The sequence below is a fragment of the Rhizobium sp. R635 genome, assembly GCF_002211285.1.
GTDB lineage: Bacteria > Pseudomonadota > Alphaproteobacteria > Rhizobiales > Rhizobiaceae > Rhizobium.
In genome coordinates this window covers 307375-326698 of the sequence record NZ_LOKX01000033.1, presented here as the reverse complement: position 1 = coordinate 326698, position 19324 = coordinate 307375, and the positions used below count along the sequence as shown (strand labels likewise).

The following is a 19324-nucleotide window of genomic DNA, read 5'->3' as shown; positions in this document are numbered from 1 at the left end:
CGGTCGCCAAACCGTCCCAGGCGCAAATCATCCATCATCAATTCTCCTGCTCTCCAGCATGAGAATCAGAACTGCTTTCCATAAGCAATTCTAAATGTGTGAATGCCATAGCCCCAGCGGGGAGAAGAGGGAACCGAGAGGCTGCGTCATGTCCCTTCGCCCCGTTTACGGGGAGAAGGTGGCGGCAGCCGGATGAGGGGCGAGCCGCGGTCGCTAAGCAAACGCCGCAATCGCCCTGCACATCTCCCTGACCACCTCGACATCCGTCTTGTTCGTACTCTTCGCCTCGAAACCAAACGCCACTGCGCGCGGGTCGGCGCTTTCGACGGGCGAGCTGCAGGAGCCATGCACCTCGCGGGCGCCGGTCGCCTGCAAGATCGCACCGACATTGGCGGGGCGGATGCCGCTGCCGGGCATGATCGAAATGCGGCCTGCTGCCTTTGCCGAAAGGCGTTTCAGCGTTTCAATCCCATCCTGCGCCTTCAGCGCGCAGCCGGAGGTGAGGATGCGTTCGCAACCGAGTTCGACGGCCTGTTCGAGCGCCTGATCGGCATCCGGCACCAGGTCGAAAGCGCGATGCAGCGTCGAGCCCATGCCCGCGGCATGCGTCTTCAGGCGGTGGATCAACGGCATGTCGAGCGTGCCGTCCGGGCGGTTGGCGCCGATGACGACGCCGGCGAGGCCGGCGGCGCGCGTGGCATCGATATCGAGCATCATCGCTTCTTCGTCCGCCCTGCCGAAGATGAAGGGGCCGGCGTGCGGGCGGATCATCGCATAGATTGGAATGGGCGCTCTGGCGGCGATCCGCATCAGGCTCGGCAGCGGCGTCAGGCCGCCGAGCTCCAGCGCCGAGCAGAGTTCGATGCGGCCGGCGCCGCCGGTAATCGCGGCGGCAAGGCCCTCGGCGCTGTCGACGCACACTTCCAGCAGGATCGTCATGCTGCGCTCTCCCTGACTCTGTCGGTTTGCATGGCAGGTTCCGACGTAATTCTCGCCGCCGCCTCGATGATGACGGCGCTGGCATCGGCGGCGGCTTTGCGGTGGTTGAAGGCCACGTGATAGGACATCGGCAGGTATTCGTCGAGATCGACGATGCGCACCTTGCCGGCGATCGGCATGGCGCTGACCCGGCCGAGGAAAGAGACGTAGCCGTGATTGGCGACGAGGTCGACGATCACGGGCAGCGAATCCGCCGCAGTGATATCCCGATTGCGGAAGCGCCGGTTCGGCGCGCGCTCGTCGCTGAAGGCCATGGCCGCGTGGCCGAGGCCGGTGCGTGGGCTCGGCATGCAGATCGCATAACCGGCGACGAGATCGGCGACTGTTGTCTCGGTGCTGTCGGGCGGCGCGATCACCACCATATCGGTCCGCAGCAATTCGCGATGGCGGAAATTTTCCAGCCCGAAGACCGAATCCAGGATCGCGACATCGATGCGGCCGCTCTTCAGCGCCTCGCGCAAGTCGTCAGCGGTCATCGAAACCAATGAGATGGCATTGTTGCTGCGGCGCGCATTCCATTCCGAAACCAGCGATCCCAGGCAGCGCGCCACCCAGCTTTCCGAGCCTGTCGGAATGATCGAGCCGATGCGCAGCGACCGGGCGGTGCGCCGATAGCGTTCGTCGGCCGAAGATTTCAGATCGTTCCATGCCTGGCTGATCGTGATGAAGAACTGATAGGCGCGCCTGCCCTCCTCCGTCAGCGCCGAGCCCTGTGCCTGCCGCTGGAAGAGGCGATGGCCGAGAAATTTCTCAAGATTGGCGAGCTGGAGCGAAAGCTGCGGCTGACCAAGGCGAAGGCGACGAGCAGCGCGATTGATGCTGCCCTGGTCGGCGACTTCGAGAAAGCGCTCCATCGTGACGATCTTGACGGGAATGCGCGATGCCCAGATTTCGTAGGTCTCGGCGGCCGCGGCATCATGCCCCGCCAGTTGAGCGAGTTCACCGGTCGCGGTCGTGATCGGCCCCAGCCCTTCCAGCACCCTGTCGCTGGCAAGCAGCGTTGCGAGCTCACCCGAGGAGCGCTCCGTCAGCTTCATCGCCAGTTCAGTCTCGAGGTGACGGATCGCCGTCGAGACGGTGGAGGGCGACAGCTGGAAGCGGCGCGCGGTCTCGCGGACCGAACCGGAGACCAGCACATGGCTGGCAATGAAAAGGGCACCGAGATGCAAAGAACCCGCTCCGAAAGCGCTGGAAAAACCGGACGATATGATGTGTTCGCCAAAAAAGATATCCCCGCCCCGGGATCGGCGTTCTATCGTTTGAAGCATAAAAAATCCGGGCGGCGGAATTCCCGCGAGAGAGCACCGGACCATCGTGGAAACACGCAAGGGGACAAAAACAAATCGCGCCGACTTTGGAAAAGGGAATGCATTTCCGCGCGCGGAGATGTGTTCGCCGCCATAATCACCGACGCGACCGCAAATACTGGAGGGCGCTTGCATCGATTTTTCGGACAGGCACGCTATTTCCATGACGCACGCAATTCCGGCATGATGGCGGTTTGGCCGCTATGTCGGGCGGATTTCCTGCGCGCAAGCCTCCCGCCAAGGGCTTGGGCCTCATCAACGGTGTTCAAAAGGGGATATTCCATGCTGAAGAAACTCGCACTTGCCGTTTCGCTCTCCGCCTTCGCGGCGGGCGCGGTTCAGGCCGCAGACGTCGTCGTCTCGTCGAAGATCGATACGGAAGGCACGCTGCTCGGCAACGTCATCGCGCTCGCGCTCGAAGCCAACGGCATCAAGACGCAGGATCGTATCGCGCTCGGCGCGACGCCCGTGGTGCGCAAGGCGATCACCGCAGGCGAAATCGACATCTATCCGGAATATACCGGCAATGCCGGCTTCTTCTTCAACAAGGCCGACGACGCGGCCTGGAAGAACATCGACCAGGGATACGAACTGGCGAAGAAGCTCGATTACGACGCCAACAAGATCGTCTGGCTGACACCGTCGCCCGCCAACAACACCTGGGCGCTCGCCGTACGCAACGACGTCGCCGAGCCGAACAAGCTGAAGAGCCTGACGGACTTCGGCAAATGGGTTGCCGGCGGTGGTGAAGCCAAGCTTGCCGCTTCGGCCGAATTCGTCAATTCGGCCGGCGCGCTTCCCGCCTTCCAGACGACCTACGGCTTCCAGCTGAAGCCCGACCAGATGGTCGTTCTCTCCGGCGGCGATACGGCTGCGACGATCAAGGCGGCGGCCGACCAGACCAACGGCGTCAACACCGCCATGGTCTACGGCACCGACGGCGCGATCCAAGCGGCCGAGCTCACCGTTCTCGAAGACGACAAGAACGTGCAGCAGGTCTATGCGCCGACGCCGATCATCCGCGAGGAAGTCCTGAAGGCCAATCCGAAGATCGAGGAAATCCTCTCGCCGATCTTCAAGAGCCTGAGCGCCGACGAGCTGCGCAAGCTCAATGCCAAGATCCAGGTCGACGGCGAGCCGGCAAAATCCGTCGCTGAAGCCTATCTCAAGGAAAAAGGCTTCCTGAAGTAGTCGCTTATCGCTCCGCCCGATCGCGGGCGGAGCCTGCCTTTGCCGATAGGCCAGACAGGGTTGGATCGATGGAAGAAACCTCAGCGGTCCGCAGACTGGACCGGCTCGGCGTGGTTCTGGTGGCCGGCGGCATCGCGGCGACGGCACTGATGCCCTTCATCTATGTCAAGGCGAACCGCATCGCCGCCGGCAAGCCGATGCTGCTGACGCAGCTTCTTCCCCAACCTTCCGTCATCGTTCTCACCGTCCTTCTCCTCTTCACCGCTTTCGCAACGCTGTTTCTGCGCAATGCGTTCGCCCGGCTTGCGACCGCCACTCTCTGCCTTGCCGCGCTGGTCGCCGCAATCGGCCTGGTCTCGACCGCGGCGACGCCGCCCGGCAGCACCGTGGCGCGCATGACGCCCGGCGGCGGTTTCTGGATGCTCTTCGCGGTGATCGGCCTCATCATATCCGACGCGCTGGTCAAGATCCGGCTGGCGCCCTGGATGCGGGTCGCGGCGCTGGCGGGTTACACGGCGCTGCTCTTTGCTTTCCTTTCCTCCGGCCTGGTCGACAGCCTTTCGATCATGAAGGAATTCTCGACGCGGGCGGCGCAGTTCCGCACGGAGGCATTCTCGCATCTGCTGCTGGCACTCGGATCGCTTGCGATCGCTATCGTTCTCGGCCTGCCGCTCGGCATCCTCTGCTTCTGGGTGCCGAAGCTGCGCGCGGTCGTGCTGCAGGGCCTCAGCCTGATCCAGACGATCCCGAGCCTGGCGCTCTTCGGCCTGCTGATGCTGCCGCTCGGTTATCTCGCCACCCATATGCCGCTCGCGGCCGCCATCGGCGTTCGCGGCATCGGCACGGCCCCGGCGCTGATCGCGCTGGTGCTTTATTCGCTGCTGCCGATCGTCGCCAACACCGTCGTCGGCCTGCAGGGCGTCGACCCCTCGGTGCGCGATGCCGCGGCCGGCATGGGGCTGACGCGCCGGCAGATCCTCGCCGGCATCGACATGCCGCTCGCCTTTCCCGTCATCCTCACCGGCATCCGCATTGTGCTGGTGCAGGCGATCGGCATGGTGACGATCGCCGCGCTGATCGGCGGCGGCGGCTTCGGCATCTTCATCTTCCAGGGGCTCGGCCAGACGGCGATGGACCTCGTCCTGCTCGGCGCCGTGCCGACCGTCTTCTTCGCCTTCTCATCGGCCGTCATCCTCGATGCGGTCATCGACAGCATCCGGGGACCTGCCGCATGAGCATGATCGAGATCAGGAACGTCACCAAGCGCTATGGTACGGCAACCGTCGTCGACAAGGTCTCGATGAGCGTCGAGAAGGGCGAGATCACCGTCATCGTCGGCACATCGGGTTCGGGCAAATCGACGCTGATGCGGATGATCAACCGGCTGGTGCCGATCACCGAAGGCGAGATCTTCGTCGGCGGCCAGAATGTGATGGACGTCGAGGTGACCGAGCTTCGCCGCCGGATCGGCTATGCCATCCAGGGACACGGCCTCTTCCCGCACCGGACGGTGGCGCAGAATATCGCCACCGTGCCGCAGTTGCTCGACTGGGATTCCGCCCGCATCACCCGGCGGGTGGAGGAACTGCTCGGGCTCTTCAACCTCGATCCGGCTGATTTCGCCGACAAATATCCGCATCAGCTTTCCGGCGGCCAGCAGCAGCGCGTCGGCGTCGCCCGGGCGTTGGCGGCCGAGCCGGAATTGCTGTTGATGGACGAGCCCTTCGGCGCGCTCGACCCCGTCATCCGCGGCAAGGCGCAGGACGACCTGCTGGCGATCCAGAAGCAGTTCGGCACCACCATCATCCTCGTCACCCACGACATGGACGAGGCCTTCCATCTCGGCAATCAGATCGCGGTGATGAGCCAGGGCCGATTGCTGCAATGCTCGACGCCGGAAAAGATCCTGACCGAACCCGCCGATCCCTTCGTCCAGCAATTGACCGGCACCTCCGACCGGGCGCTGAAGCTGATGTCGCTGCTGCCGCTGAAGGAGAGCATGGAGCCGGCAAAGAGCGGTCTTTCCTATGCGCTGCCGCAGTCGCTCAGCCTGCGCGATGCGCTGGCTGAAATGATCTGGCAGGGGGTCGACGAGGCGACCGTACAGGATGCCGAGAAGGCGCCCGTGGGATCGATCTCGATGACGCGGCTTCTCGAACTGGGCCGCAAGGCATGAAACTCGTCGTCGCCAATCTTTTCCGGCTGGCCGCACTTGCCCTGCTGCTCATCCTGCTGTTCAGGACGGAGTGGCTTTCTTTCCTGCTCGTGCCACTGACGAGCAACAATGCGCCCGCCGTCTATACGCAGAACAGCCTTGTCTCGCTCGCCATCGGCCATCTCGAGCTCGTCATCGGATCGATCGCCTGCAGCGCCGTGCTCGCCGTTCTCGGCGGCATCTTCGTGACGCGGGAAAGCGGCGCCGATTTCCTGCCGCTGTCGCGCGCCATCGCCAATGCCGGGCAGACCTTTCCACCTGTCGCGGTGCTGGCGCTCGCCGTTCCCGCCACCGGCTTCGGCGCCATGCCGACGCTGATTGCGCTCTTCCTCTACGGCCTGCTGCCGATCTTCGAAAACACCGTCGCCGGCCTGAAGCAGGTTTCGCCGCAAGTGCTCGACGCCGCCGACGGCATGGGCATGAACGGCGCGCAGCGGCTCTTCCGCGTCGAGCTGCCGCTTGCCTTGCCGCTGATCCTCGAAGGGCTGAAGGTCGCGACCGTCATCAACATCGGCACGGCGACGATCGGCTCGACGGTTGCGGCAAAGGGCCTCGGCGAAGTCATCATCGCCGGGCTGATATCGGACAATACCGCCTTCATCCTGCAGGGCGGGCTGATCGTCGGCCTGATGGCCGTGCTGATCTATGACGCCATGGGCCTTGTCGAAGCGGCGATCACGCGCAGAATCGGCTTGCGCGCGGCGTAAGATGACCGCTACCAAGGCTGCGGTGATCGAAGCAATGGGAGGCCGCCTTGGCGAAGATGATCCACTCCATGATCCGTGTTCTCGACGAGGCGCGCTCCGTCGAATTCTACAGCAAGGCATTCGGTCTTTCGGTCGCCGACCGCGTCGATTTCGACACCTTCACGCTGATCTATATGAGCAATGCCGAGACCGGCTTCGAACTGGAGCTGACGGTCAATAAAGGCCGGACCGAGCCCTACGAGCCCGGCAACGCCTATGGGCATCTCGCCGTCTCCGTCGAAGAAGTCGCCGTCGAGCGCGAGCGCCTGTCGAAACTGGGGCTGAAGCCCGGCCAACTCGTGGAGCTCAACCGCGACGGCAAGCTCTTCGGGCTGTTCTTCTTCATCAGCGACCCCGACGGCTACAAGATCGAAGTGCTGCAGCGCCACGGCCGGTTTCTCTAAGGACTCTTCATGATCGAAAAGACCGAGCTCAATTCCGGCTGGACGCTCACCTGTAACGATACAGGAACGCCCGGCCTGCCTGATACGATCCCCGCGGCAGTGCCGGGATGCGTGCATCTCGACCTCCTCGCCGTCAGGCTGATCCCCGATCCCTATATCGACATCAACGAGATCACCAATGACTGGATCGGCAGGACGGACTGGACCTATCGCTGCTGTTTCGAGGCTGCACCGGACGACGGCATGGTGCAGGAGCTTGTTTTTAACGGGCTCGATACGATCGCGACCATTGTCCTCAACGGCCAGGAGATCGGCCGCACCTTCAACATGCACCGCACCTACCGTTTTGATGTGTCGGGGCTGCTGAAAACAGGCGCGAACGAACTCACCGTCACCTTTCGCTCCGCCTATGCCTATGGCGCGGAGATGGAGAAACATTACGGCTACCGCCCCAACAATTATCCGGGACCGGGCAATCTGATGCGCAAGATGGCCTGCAATTTCGGCTGGGACTGGGGTCCGACGCTGGTGACGGCGGGCCTCTGGAAGCATGTCGCGCTGGAAAGCTGGGATCGGGCGCGGCTCGCCGAAACACGGGTATCCGCCGGTCTTGCCGGCGGCGACGGGCTGGTGAAGGTGCATGCGAAACTGGCGCGGCATGGCGATGACGCGCCTTGCAGACTTGTCGCCGCAATCGGCGGAGTGACCACGACGCTTGTCATTGCCGCCGACCAGGATGAGGTCGCCTTCGAACTCCGCCTGCCCTCCCCGCAGCTCTGGTGGCCGCATCATCTTGGGGCGCAGCCGCTCTATCCCCTGACGCTGGAGCTGGCCGACGATGCCAGCGGGGATCTGCTCGATACTTATGAGCGAAATCTCGGTTTCCGCTCGTTGCGGCTCGACACCTCGCCCGACGCGCAAGGTTCGGCCTTTACCTTTATCATCAACGACGTGCCGCTCTTCATCTGCGGAGCGAACTGGATTCCGGACGATTGTTTCCCGTCGCGGGTGACGGCCGAGCGCTATGCCGCCCGGATCGAAGAGGCCAAGGCCGCCAATATCCATATGCTGCGCGTCTGGGGCGGCGGCATCTTCGAGCGCGACGAATTCTACGAGGCCTGTGACCGCATGGGCATGCTGGTCTGGCAGGATTTCCTCTTTGCCTGCGCCGCCTATCCGGAAGAGGAGCCGCTCCGTAGTGAAATCGAGGCGGAGGTGCGCGACAATGTCGTGCGGCTGATGCCGCATGCTTCGCTGGTCCTCTGGAACGGCAACAACGAGAATATCTGGGGCTTCGACGAATGGGGCTGGCGGCCGATCATCAAGGCGGGTGAAAGCTGGGGGCTTGGCTATTATCTCGACCTGCTGCCGAAACTTTGCGCGGAACTCGATCCGGATCGGCCGTATTATCCCGGCAGCCCCTATTCCGGCTCGATGGAGATCGCGCCGAATGCCGATGCACATGGCTGCAAACATATTTGGGACGTGTGGAACGACGTCGGCTACGAGGTCTACCGCAATTACATCCCGCGCTTCTGCTCCGAATTCGGCTGGCAGGCACCGGCCAATTGGGCGACCATCGAAGAAAGCGTGCACGACGAGCCGCTGACGCCGCAATCGAACGGCGTCTTCCACCATCAGAAGGCGACGCAGGGCAATGACAAGCTGATCCGCGGTCTCGCCGGCCATCTGCCGGAACCGAAGACGATGGACGACTGGCACTTCGCCACCCAGCTCAACCAGGCCCGCGCCATCCGGTTCGGCATCGAGCACATGCGCTCGCACCGGGCTATCTGCAAGGGCGCCGTGGTCTGGCAGTTCAACGATTGCTGGCCGGTGACCTCCTGGGCAGCGCTCGATTCGGCCGGGCGCCGCAAGCCGCTCTGGTATGCGCTGAAGGCGGCCTATGATCCGCGCCTCTTGACGATCCAGCCGCGCAGCGATGGGCTTGCGGCAGTGGCGGTCAACGAAAGGACGCTGTTCTGGCGGGCGAAGATCCGCGGCAGACGCATGAAACTCGACGGCACCGTGCTCGCAGAATTCGAATTCTGGCGACTGCTCTGCGACCGCTTCGAGGCGAAGGAATTTCCGTTGCCTAGGGATATCGTCAGCATAGGCTTACCTAGGGATGAGTTTGTTGTCGTCGAGATGTTGGACAGGCGCGCCTTCCACTATTTCGTCGAGGATATCGACCTCGCCCTGCAAGCGCCGCGGATCAGCATCGATGTGACTGCGATCGACGGCGGTTACGCGGTCAAGGTGATGGCGCAGAATTTCCTCAAGGATCTCTGCCTGATGGCGGATCGGCTGGCTCCGGATGCTGTCGTCGATTCGATGCTGGTGACGCTGTTGCCGGGCGAGAGCCATGTGTTTGTCGTGCGGACGGCGGAGATAATTCTGGCAAATGGCATTGTGGTCGGCACGGTGCTGCGATCGGCCAATGATCTTGTGGCAGGCCGCTGAAAAGCCCCTCATCCGCCTGCCGGCACCGACCGGGGTCGAGCCACGGGTCTCGACCCGTGCTTCGGACCCCCGCTCGCGGGGAGAAGGGGATATGCCGTGATCTTTCCGTCCCTCACTGAACCTCTCGCAAGGCACGTCCCCTCGCCCCGTCAGAACGAGGAGAGGGTTAGGGTGAGAGGGCAATTATGGGGCACAGGGGATAATACGCAGCCACCGCACAAACACCAAAAAGGCCCCGCACCCACGGGGCCCTTCCAGTTCGGTCCATCGGACGAGATTACATCCAGTAGGGCGGCACGCCGTAGTAGTCATAGACCCGGCGGCCATTATCGTTGTACCAGGTGTCGTCATCGTCCGAATAGCTCGGTGCGCCTTCGATCTGCTCCTTCGTCAGATCGATGCGGTAGCCGTCCAGCTGGGTGTCGTAGTTCAGCTTTTCCCAGGGCAGCGGATAGTGATCATGACCGATGCCGAGGAAGCCGCCGAAGCTCAGAACGGCATAGGCGACGCGGCCATCGCGCTTGCCGATGATCAGGCGCTCGATCGAGCCGATATGCCTGCCGTCGGCGCCATAAACACGCGTGCCTTCGACGCGGTCGCTGGCGATCAGCGAATGCGTATCCTTTACATTCGGGTCGCGGCGGCTGGCGTCAGTATCCTGATTCAACATTGTCGATCTCCTTTTGGTGTTCCTCGGATTGGGTATGGAAGATCAACGTCATGGCGGACTCAAAGTTCCCGTCTTTATCACCGTCATGCGAGCCACGAATGTTGACGTTTACGTCAAGGTTAGTATAGCCTCAATCTCGGCTTGAACCATTCAGGCAATGGCATAAGCTGCCGGACTGGAAGACGGAGGATCCTTCCAGTCGATTCTCGGCTGAAGCCGGCGCGGCGGCCGCAAGGGAGAGAGAACACGATGAACAGCATTTCCGCCCATCCGAACGGAGCCAAGCCGGAAAAGCCCTGGCTTGCCACCTATCCGGATAATGTTCCAGCCGAGCTTCCGCCGCTGGAACATTCCTCGCTTGCGGAGCTGCTCGAAAAATCCTGTGCGCGTTACGCCGACCGCACCGCCTTTTCCAGCATGGGCAAGGCGATGAGCTACCGCGAACTGGAAAGCCAGACGCGCAAGGTCGCCGCCTGGCTGCAAAGCCTCGGCCTCGAGAAGGGCGACCGGGTGGCAGTGATGATGCCGAACGTGCTGCAGAACCCGGTCGCGACCTATGGCATCCTGCGCGCCGGCCTTACCGTCGTGAACGTCAATCCGCTCTACACGCCGCGCGAACTCGAACACCAGCTGAAAGATTCCGGCGCCAAGGCGATCTTCGTGCTGGAGAACTTCGCCCGCACCGTCGAACAGGTTCTCAACAAGACCGACCTGCGCCATGTCGTCGTCACCTCGCTCGGAGAGATGCTGGGACCGAAGGGACTGATCGTCAATTTCGTTGTGCGCAAGGTGAAGAAGCTCGTTCCCTCCTGGTCAATCCCTCAGCACAAGAGCTTCGGCCAGGTTCTGCGTGAAGGTGCCGCAAAAAAGCTCCAGCCGGTTGCGCTTGCAGGCAGCGACATCGCCTTCCTGCAATATACCGGCGGCACGACGGGCATTGCCAAGGGCGCGGTGCTGACGCATCAGAACCTGCTTGCCAACAAGCTGCAGCTGTCGCTCTGGCTCAGATCGGCCTTCGAGCGCAAAAAGCAGCCCGAGGTGCTGAACTTCCTCTGCGCGCTGCCGCTCTACCACATCTTCGCGCTGACCGTGAATTCGCTGATGGGCATGTCGCTCGGCGCCCACAACATCCTGATCGCCAATCCGCGCGATATTCCGGGTCTCGTCAAGGAATTCGGCAAATCGAACGTGCATATCTTTCCCGGCCTCAACACGCTGTTCAATGCGCTGATGAACAATGCCGATTTCGCCAAGCTGGATTTTTCCCCGCTCATCATGTCGATCGGCGGCGGCATGGCCGTGCAGCGCCCGGTCGCCGAACGCTGGCTTAGTATCACCGGCACGGCGATAACGGAGGGCTACGGCCTTTCCGAGACGTCACCCGTCGCGACGGCCAACCGCTTCGATTCGCCTGAGTTCACCGGCTCGATCGGCCTGCCCATCCCTTCCACCGAGCTCGACATTCGGGACGAGAACGGCCAATCGCTGCCGCTCGGTGAAATCGGCGAGATCTGCATCCGCGGACCGCAGGTGATGGCCGGCTATTGGCAGAAGCCGGAGGAAACGGCGCGGGTGATGACCGATGACGGCTATTTCCGCTCGGGCGACATGGGTTTCATGGACGAACGCGGCTACACCAAGATCGTCGACCGCAAGAAGGACATGATCCTGGTTTCGGGCTTCAATGTCTATCCAAACGAGATCGAGGAAGTCGCCGCCATGCATGCAGGCATCCTCGAAGCCGCCGCCATCGGCGTGCCGGACGGGCATTCGGGCGAAGCGGTGAAGCTCTTCGTGGTCAAGAAGGACCCGAACCTGACGGAAGCCGATGTGAAGGCCCATTGCACGGCCAATCTCACCAACTACAAACGTCCGCGCTTCATCGAATTCCGCACCGAACTGCCGAAGTCGCCAGTCGGCAAGATCCTGCGCAAGGACCTGCGCGGCTGAATTTGACAGCTTTATGAAAATAAGGGCCATCCGCTTGCCGCGGGTGGCTTTTTTCATATTGGAGCGGCAGCTGAACTTGATTTGCGCCCGATAAAGCGAATAGTTTCCGCAACCCTTTCCGCTTCCAAAGGAGCCTCCCATGAACGCCATCGTCGAACAGCTGAAAAGCACCGCTGATGCCACCAAGGCGACCGATCTCCGCGCCGCCTTCGCCGCCGATCCGCAGCGTTTTTCGCGTTTCTCCGTCTCGCTTGACGACCTGTTGATGGATTACTCCAAGACGGCGGTGAACGAAGACATCCTCAAACTCCTGGTGAAGCTTGCCGAAGAAGGCGGCGTCGAGAAGAAGCGCGAGGAAATGTTCTCCGGCAAGGCGATCAATTTCACCGAGGACCGTGCCGTCCTGCACACGGCGCTGCGCAACCGCTCCAACACGCCTGTCCTGGTCGACGGCAAGGATGTCATGCCCGATGTCAACGCGGTGCTCGCCGCCATGGGTAGGTTTGCCGACGATATCCGCTCGGGCACGCTGAAGGGCGCGACCGGCAAGGCGATCACCGATGTCATCAATATCGGCATCGGCGGCTCTGATCTCGGCCCTGTTATGGCGACGCTGGCGCTGGCGCCCTTCCATGACGGTCCGCGCGCCCATTTCGTCTCCAACATCGACGGCGCGCATATCGCCGATATCCTGAAGCTCGTTCAGCCCGAGACGACGCTGTTCATCGTGGCTTCCAAGACCTTCACGACCGTGGAGACGATGACCAATGCGCAAACGGCGCGTAACTTCATCGCCAAGGCGCTCGGCGAAGCGGCCGTGCAGCATCACTTCGCCGCCGTCTCGACGGCGCTCGACAAGGTTGCCGCTTTCGGCATCGACAGCGCCCGCGTCTTCGGTTTCTGGGATTGGGTCGGCGGCCGCTATTCGATCTGGTCGGCGATCGGCCTGCCGCTGATGATCGCAATCGGGCCGGAGAATTTCGGTAAATTCCTCGACGGCGCCCATGCCGTCGATAATCACTTCCGTAAGGCGCCAATTACCGAAAACCTGCCGATGCTGCTCGGCCTGATCGGCTTCTACCATCGCAATGTGCTGGGCTATCCCACCCGCGCCATCCTGCCTTACGACCAGCGCCTGTCGCGCTTCCCGGCCTATCTGCAGCAGCTCGACATGGAATCGAACGGCAAGGGCGTCACCATCGACGGCACGCCGGTCGAGGGCAATTCCGGCCCGGTCGTCTGGGGCGAGCCCGGCACCAACGGCCAGCACGCCTTCTATCAGCTGATCCACCAGGGCACGAGCATCATCCCGGCCGAATTCATGATCGCCGCCAATGCCTTCGAGCCGGAACTGCGCCACCAGCACCAGCTGCTGATTTCCAACGTGCTTGCCCAGTCGGAAGCGCTGATGAAGGGCCGCACCTTCGCGGAAGCCAAGAAGCAGCTGACCGACAAGGGCATGGACGACAAGAAGGCCGATTTCATCGCGCCGCACCGCGTCTTCCAGGGCAACCGTCCGTCTATCACCTTCGTCTACGACAAGCTGACGCCTTATGCGCTCGGCCGCCTGATCGCGCTTTACGAACATCGTGTCTTCGTCGAAGGCGTGCTCTTCCGCATCAACTCCTTCGACCAGTGGGGCGTCGAGCTCGGCAAGGAACTGGCGACGGGCCTGCTGCCTGTCGTCGAGGGCAAGGAGAGCGCTGCGAGCCATGATTCCTCCACCCAGGGCCTGGTTACGGCGCTGGCAAAGCTTGCGAAATAGGCGATCGAGATTGCCCCTCACCCTAGCGAGAGGGAGCAGGGAACGGAGAGGTCACGGCTTGTCCCTTCGCCCCATCGGGGAGAAGGTGCCGGCAGGCGGATGAGGGGGCCACACGGCACACCTCTCACATTCAACCTGTCCCGCCACGCCGGGGGCACACGATCGAGCGATGCCGTCACGGTTGGCGCCGGTGACCTTATCGGAAAGACCGGCGTCGGCGGCCCCCTCATCCGCCCTACGGGCACCTTCTCCCCGCTGGGGCGAAGGGGAGTCGCGAAGTTGCGCCTCTTGGCACGAAAACCGGATTGAACGTTCTTCTAATAGAAAATTGTAGAAAGAATTCTTTCAATTCGCCGGAATCGCCCTAGATTCAAGCAAAATCTGTGCGCAGGGCACTTCCCACGAACTGGCCTATCAAGCCGAGGGGATGACGCTCTGTTTCATTGTTTCCGCCGGCGTATGCACCGGGCCGCCGGCGTCCGGATATGCTCCCATCTTCACCAAAGGAAGCTCATGAGCCGTCTAATCGTCGTTTCCAATCGTGTTCCCATGCCGGCCAAGGATGGGAGCGCTCCTGCCGGCGGGCTGGCCGTCGCGTTGCAGGCAGCCCTGCAGGAGCGCGGCGGCATTTGGATGGGATGGTCGGGAGAGTCGAGCGGAGACAGGGAGCCCGGCCCGCTGTCGCAATTGCAGAAGGGCAACATCACCTATGCGCTGACCGATCTCACCGACACCGATGTCGAGGAATATTATCGCGGATTTGCAAACCGTGTTCTTTGGCCCATCTGTCACTACCGTCTTGATCTCGCCGAATATGGCCGAAAGGAAATGGCCGGCTATTTCCGGGTCAACCGCTTCTTCGCGCATCGGCTGGCGCCGATGATCGAGCCGGACGACATCATCTGGGTTCATGACTACCACCTCATTCCGCTGGCGGCGGAACTGCGGCAAATGGGACTGAAGAACCGCATCGGCTTCTTCCTGCACATTCCCTGGCCGCCGGCCGACATTCTCGTCACGATGCCCGTTCATGAAGAAATCATGCGCGGCCTCTCCCATTACGATCTCGTCGGCTTCCAGACCGATTACGATCTCCAGAACTTCGCCGGCTATCTCAGACGGGAGGGCATTGGCGACGACCTTGGAAATGGATTGTTCGATTCCCACGGGCGGATCTTCAAGGCCGGCGCCTATCCGATCGGGATCGAAACCTCGGCCTTCGCCGAATTCGCCGAGAGAGCCGCAGACAATGTCATGGTGCAGAAGACCCGGCGCAGCATTGAAGGGCGGGACATGATCATCGGGGTCGATCGCCTCGATTATTCGAAAGGCATCATTCAGCGGCTGGAAGCGTTCGAACGCTTTCTCACTGGCAATCCTGCCTACCAGAACAAGGTCACCTATCTACAGGTAACGCCGAAATCGCGATCGGAAGTCCCCGAATACGAGCATATGCAGAAGATGGTCGCCGAACAGGCAGGCCGCGTGAACGGCGCCGTCGGGACGGTCGACTGGGTGCCGATCCGCTATGTCAACCGATCGGTCAGCCGCAGCGTGCTCGCCGGCCTCTACCGCCTGGCGACGATCGGGCTGGTGACGCCGCTACGCGACGGCATGAACCTCGTCGCCAAGGAATATGTCGCCGCCCAGAACCCTGATCGTCCGGGCGTCTTGGTGCTATCGCGCTTCGCCGGCGCAGCACGAGAGTTGAAGGGCGCATTGCTGGTCAACCCCTACGACGTCGAAGGCACTGCCAATGCGCTTGCCAGGGGCCTTGCGATGTCCCTCGAAGAGCGCCGCGACCGCTGGAGCATGATGATGGAACATCTGCTCTCTCACGATGTCTCGCTTTGGTGCAAAGACTTCTTGCACGACCTGGTGGTCGCTGCCGAGCTTCGGCCGTAGCGTGGCTCCCCGGACAGCCTCCTGATCGATCGGTGCCGACCGGTCTTTCGGGTAGGCACCGATCGGAGAAGAGAGGATCGAAACGTTGCCGCATATCTCTTCTCCCCTCGGGGAGAAGGTGCCGGCAGGCGGATGAGGGGGCCACACGGCCCTTGCGTAAATCCTATTCCACCAACAGTAGCGCTCTGGCCACAATTACGACGACACAACTGTGGCCGAACCCAGTAGAGGCGTGGAAAGACCTGAGTTCAACGGCCCCCTCATCCGCCCTACGGGCACCTTCTCCCCACTGGGGAGAAGAGGGAATCGAGACGTCGCGCTTAAGCCTCAACCAGAATATCCACGACCTCGATCGGATCAAGGTTTAGCCGCCTTGCAAGAGACAAGGCGTTTGAAGCTATCCAAAACGGCGAATCTGTATCAAACGGAGCGGTCGCTCCAGAGAGGTTGTACAGAGATTTCGCGCAGGCTTCTTCGAAGAGATACTGAGCCTGCCCGACATCATCGGATGCTCGCTCTGCCCGTAATGTCTTATGGCGGATATGCTGGAAGAGGTTGTGAGCCCCCTGCCACGAGCCCCTGTCGTCAATCATTTTCAACAGTCTTTCATTAGTCTCCACTTCGCGACAATGCGGAGCAAAAAACTGTAAAAGACGCCGGATGTGGGCAATCATGTCTGGTGCCGCTGGCTCTAAAGCCCGATCTCCCGCGCCCAGGGCGGGTTGGCGCCGGCGCGGGACACGGTGACGGCCGCGGCTTTGGCGCCGAGCGTCAGGGCGTTGCGCACCGCCTTTTCGTCGAGTGAGGCGACCTGTTGCTTGGTCAGCAGATTATCCATCTTCAGCGAGGCCAGCACGCCGGCGTCGAAGGTATCGCCGGCGCCGACCGTATCGACGACGGCAACGCGCTCGCTCGGCACCGTTACCTTGCGATCCCTGGTATAGCCGGAGGCGCCTTCGGCGCCCTTGGTGATGACGACGAGCTTGGCGCCATGGGCGAGCCAGTGGGCCGCGAGTGTGTCATGGTCGCCTGAAAGGCCGAACCATTCGAGATCCTCGTCGGAGAATTTGATGATGTCGGATTTTGCGGCCATACGCCTGATGCGCGCCATATGCGCCTGCTTGTCCTTGATGAAGCCGGGGCGGATGTTCGGATCGAGCGAGATGACGCGCCGGGCGGCTTCGCGGTCGAGCAGTGCTTCGTAGGTTTCGCCGCAGGGGCTTGGGATCAGGCTGATGGCGCCGAAATGCAGCGCTTCGCAATCGTCACCAAGCGCCGGCAGGTCGGCTTCGGTGATCATCCGGCCTGCCGTGCCTTCATCGTAGAAGGCATAGGTCGCCTGGCCGTTGACCAGCTTGACGAAGGCGATCGTCGAAGGGCGCGGGGTGATGGCGCATGGGCTGTAATCGACGTTGCTCGCCTTCAGCGTCGCAAGCAGGATTTCGCCCATCATGTCGTCGGCGATACCGGTGAAGAAGGCGGTGGGGATGCCGAGGCGGCCGAGCGCGATGGCGGTGTTGAAGATCGCACCGCCGGCATAGGGCGCAAAGCCCTTTTCACCAAGGGTCGTGTCCCTCGGCAGCATGTCGATCAAGGCTTCGCCGCAGCACAAAATCATCGAATTCCTCCCAACAGGATCTACGCGTTCTTCAATCGATTAAGCGAGCTTTTGTCAAAAGGCTAGAGCGAAAGCTCACTGACACCACCATTCCTCGCCGACCAGGCGAGCGGCGCATCGAGGAAGGCCTCGACTTCCGACAGCGTCTTCTCGTCGAAGAGCTTCTGCTGCTTGGCGATCGCGAGAACTTCGCGCCAGGTGGCGATATAATGGAGCCGGACCTTGCCATTGGCGAAGCGATGGTGGGCTTCCGGGAAAATGCCGTAGAAGAAAAGCGCGATGCCATGATCGACGATGCCGCCGGCAGCGCGAACGGCATCGATGAAGGTGAACATGCTGCCGCCGGCCGTCGTCAGATCCTCGATGACAAGGACGCGCGAACCTTCTTTCATCTCGCCCTCGATCTGCGCGTTGCGGCCATGGCCCTTCGGCTTCTTGCGGACATAGATCATCGGCAGGCCGAGACGATCGGCAAGCAGTGCGGCGAAGGGAATGCCCGCGGTTTCGCCGCCGGCGATGCAATCGAACTGCTCGAAGCCGGCATCGCGCAGGAGCGTGCTGGCGGCAAAATCCATCACCGTCGAGCGGACGCGCGGGAAGGACAGGAGCTTGCGGCAGTCGATATAGACGGGGCTCATGATGCCGGAGGCATATTTATAGGGCGTCTCGGCGTTGAAGTGCACCGCCTTGATCTCCCAGAGCATCTTTGCCAGCAGTTCCGCCATGATAGCGCGGTCGGGGAATGTGGTCTGGATCATGCGGCTCTCTCCTTCGGCTGACGTTAAAGCGGCAATAGCAGCAAGAGCGGCCGGTTTCCAGACGGAAGACAGCCGTCAGCCGAGCAACCGGTCGATATCGGCAACCTGCATCATCTTGAAGAGCGCGATCGCCCGCGCACCTTCTTCCTCGTCGAGCGAAACCGCGTAGCGAACCGCGGCTGCCAGCAACTGCATCGTCAGCCGGGCAATGGCCAGAAGCTCGGTCTCGGTCCGCGCCGGCCATAGTCGTTGTAGCACCGAAAGCAGGGCCTGCGCATGGAATTCCATGTCCTCGGCATCGACCTCCTGAAGAAGCTTGTCCGTGTGGGTCGCATGCCAGATATCGCGCATCACGGGTTCGCGGCGGAAGAAAGCATAATATTCATCCGCGATGACGCAGAGCGCGATGCGCAGACTTTCGGTGTCCGTCACCTTCTCCAGCTCGACCTCGACGCATCGCCTGCCCTGCTCGTTGAAGCGCTCGGCCAATGTCCGGATGATCGAAGTCTTGTCGGGGAAATACTGATAGAGGGCGCCGAAGGAAAGGCCGGCCTTTTCGACGATCTCGCTCATCTTCAAGCCATCGCTGCCATTGCTTTCGATCAGTTCCGCCGCGACGGCGAGGATCTTTTCGAAGCGCTCGCGTCCACGCTGCTGGCTCGGAATGCGGCGCGGCTGGCCGATAGGCTGGGGCGATCGCCGGCGCGTTGCGGCTGATTGTTCCGACATCGTCTGCTCCTTGGCGGTTGACAAACAAAATAAGAGAGATTATCTCATTTTGCAAATAAGAGACTTTCTCTTATTTTGTCCCTGGAAGGAGCTTCGACATACAGATCGTCCTCATCCTTTCCCTCGTGGCCGCCGCGATCGGCAGCGGCCTCGTCGCCGGCATCTTCTTCGCCTTCTCGACCTTCATCATGACTGCCTTTTCGCGCATCCCGGTGGAACAGGCCATCGCTGCCATGAACTCGATCAACGTGACGATCGTCCGCTCGCCCTTCATGGGCCTCTTCGTGCCGACGGCGATCCTCTGCCTCGTCATCGCCGTGCTGGCGGTGATCGACTGGCGGAGCGGAGCATCCTTGCTGATGCTGGCGGGCGCCGCGCTTTATGTCCTTGCCTCGTTCATATCCACCATCGTCTTCAACGTGCCGATGAACGATGCGCTGGCAAAAGTCAGCGGCGGCGGGACGGAAGCGACCGCGCTCTGGACCACCTATCTCAGGGACTGGACGTGGTGGAACCATGTGAGGACGATCGCCTCGCTGCTCGCCTCGGTGGCCTTCGTGCGGGCGCTGATGATCCTGTGAAAAGGCGGAGGAGCAACGCCCTG

The 19324-nt window shown here is 61.9% G+C and carries 17 protein-coding genes; 10 read left to right on the top strand and 7 right to left on the bottom strand.

Annotated features, from left to right (window positions below; translation table 11 throughout):
• Positions 1–213 precede the first annotated feature (213 nt).
• Both ATY78_RS22970 and ATY78_RS22965 read right to left on the bottom strand, forming a co-directional pair.
• A complete protein-coding gene (locus ATY78_RS22970; RefSeq protein WP_088684593.1) occupies positions 214–939 on the bottom strand; it encodes a copper homeostasis protein CutC in 726 nt (241 codons plus the stop codon).
• Complete coding sequence (locus ATY78_RS22965) at positions 936–2168, bottom strand: LysR family transcriptional regulator (protein ID WP_088684592.1); 1233 nt, start codon at positions 2166–2168, stop codon at positions 936–938. The genes ATY78_RS22970 and ATY78_RS22965 overlap by 4 nt, the downstream gene beginning before the upstream one ends.
• A 420-nt stretch (positions 2169–2588) precedes the next feature.
• Here ATY78_RS22965 and ATY78_RS22960 point away from each other — a divergent pair, with 420 nt between their 5' ends.
• From ATY78_RS22960 to ATY78_RS22935, 6 genes are all read left to right on the top strand, one after another.
• The gene (locus ATY78_RS22960; protein WP_088684591.1) at positions 2589–3497 is read left to right on the top strand and encodes an ABC transporter substrate-binding protein; all 909 of its coding nucleotides are present in this window, start codon (positions 2589–2591) and stop codon (positions 3495–3497) included.
• 68 nt (positions 3498–3565) lie between these two features.
• Complete coding sequence (locus ATY78_RS22955) at positions 3566–4732, top strand: ABC transporter permease (protein ID WP_088684590.1); 1167 nt, start codon at positions 3566–3568, stop codon at positions 4730–4732.
• Positions 4729–5673 (top strand): ABC transporter ATP-binding protein, encoded by a 945-nt coding sequence (locus tag ATY78_RS22950; RefSeq protein ID WP_088684589.1) that lies wholly within the window; start codon positions 4729–4731, stop codon positions 5671–5673. Before ATY78_RS22955 ends, ATY78_RS22950 begins: the two co-directional genes overlap by 4 nt.
• Positions 5670–6419 (top strand): ABC transporter permease, encoded by a 750-nt coding sequence (locus tag ATY78_RS22945; RefSeq protein ID WP_088684588.1) that lies wholly within the window; start codon positions 5670–5672, stop codon positions 6417–6419. Before ATY78_RS22950 ends, ATY78_RS22945 begins: the two co-directional genes overlap by 4 nt.
• 47 nt (positions 6420–6466) lie before the next feature.
• On the top strand, positions 6467–6862 hold the full coding sequence (locus ATY78_RS22940; RefSeq protein ID WP_088684587.1) for a VOC family protein: 396 nt from the start codon (positions 6467–6469) through the stop codon (positions 6860–6862).
• 9 nt (positions 6863–6871) lie between these two features.
• Positions 6872–9325 carry a glycoside hydrolase family 2 protein gene (locus ATY78_RS22935; protein WP_088684586.1) on the top strand — a complete coding sequence of 818 codons (2454 nt, stop codon included), beginning with the start codon at positions 6872–6874 and terminating at the stop codon, positions 9323–9325.
• Positions 9326–9602: 277 nt separating this feature from the next.
• Here the strand turns inward: ATY78_RS22935 and ATY78_RS22930 are convergent, their stop codons facing one another.
• Positions 9603–9995, bottom strand: a complete 393-nt coding sequence (locus tag ATY78_RS22930) for a PRC-barrel domain-containing protein (protein WP_088684585.1) — start codon at positions 9993–9995, stop codon at positions 9603–9605.
• 249 nt (positions 9996–10244) lie between these two features.
• Between ATY78_RS22930 and ATY78_RS22925 the strand changes: the two genes are divergently transcribed.
• From ATY78_RS22925 to otsA, 3 genes are all read left to right on the top strand, one after another.
• On the top strand, positions 10245–11945 hold the full coding sequence (locus ATY78_RS22925; RefSeq protein WP_088684584.1) for a long-chain fatty acid--CoA ligase: 1701 nt from the start codon (positions 10245–10247) through the stop codon (positions 11943–11945).
• 139 nt (positions 11946–12084) lie between these two features.
• The gene (gene pgi / locus ATY78_RS22920) at positions 12085–13710 is read left to right on the top strand and encodes a glucose-6-phosphate isomerase (RefSeq protein WP_088684583.1); all 1626 of its coding nucleotides are present in this window, start codon (positions 12085–12087) and stop codon (positions 13708–13710) included.
• Between the two features lie 513 nt (positions 13711–14223).
• On the top strand, positions 14224–15615 hold the full coding sequence (gene otsA, locus ATY78_RS22915) for an alpha,alpha-trehalose-phosphate synthase (UDP-forming) (RefSeq protein ID WP_088684582.1): 1392 nt from the start codon (positions 14224–14226) through the stop codon (positions 15613–15615).
• Positions 15616–15935: 320 nt separating this feature from the next.
• On the opposite strand, the gene ATY78_RS22910 is transcribed toward otsA, so the two are convergent.
• From ATY78_RS22910 to ATY78_RS22895, 4 genes are all read right to left on the bottom strand, one after another.
• A complete protein-coding gene (locus tag ATY78_RS22910; RefSeq protein WP_088684581.1) occupies positions 15936–16289 on the bottom strand; it encodes a hypothetical protein in 354 nt (117 codons plus the stop codon).
• 17 nt (positions 16290–16306) lie between these two features.
• Complete coding sequence (locus ATY78_RS22905; protein ID WP_088684580.1) at positions 16307–17233, bottom strand: carbohydrate kinase; 927 nt, start codon at positions 17231–17233, stop codon at positions 16307–16309.
• A gap of 62 nt (positions 17234–17295) precedes the next feature.
• Positions 17296–17991, bottom strand: coding sequence for an orotate phosphoribosyltransferase (locus ATY78_RS22900; protein ID WP_088684579.1), 696 nt, complete (start codon positions 17989–17991; stop codon positions 17296–17298).
• 75 nt (positions 17992–18066) lie between these two features.
• Complete coding sequence (locus tag ATY78_RS22895; RefSeq protein ID WP_088684578.1) at positions 18067–18720, bottom strand: TetR/AcrR family transcriptional regulator; 654 nt, start codon at positions 18718–18720, stop codon at positions 18067–18069.
• Positions 18721–18818: 98 nt separating this feature from the next.
• Here ATY78_RS22895 and ATY78_RS22890 point away from each other — a divergent pair, with 98 nt between their 5' ends.
• Positions 18819–19301 (top strand): anthrone oxygenase family protein, encoded by a 483-nt coding sequence (locus tag ATY78_RS22890; protein WP_088684577.1) that lies wholly within the window; start codon positions 18819–18821, stop codon positions 19299–19301.
• Positions 19302–19324 lie beyond the last annotated feature (23 nt).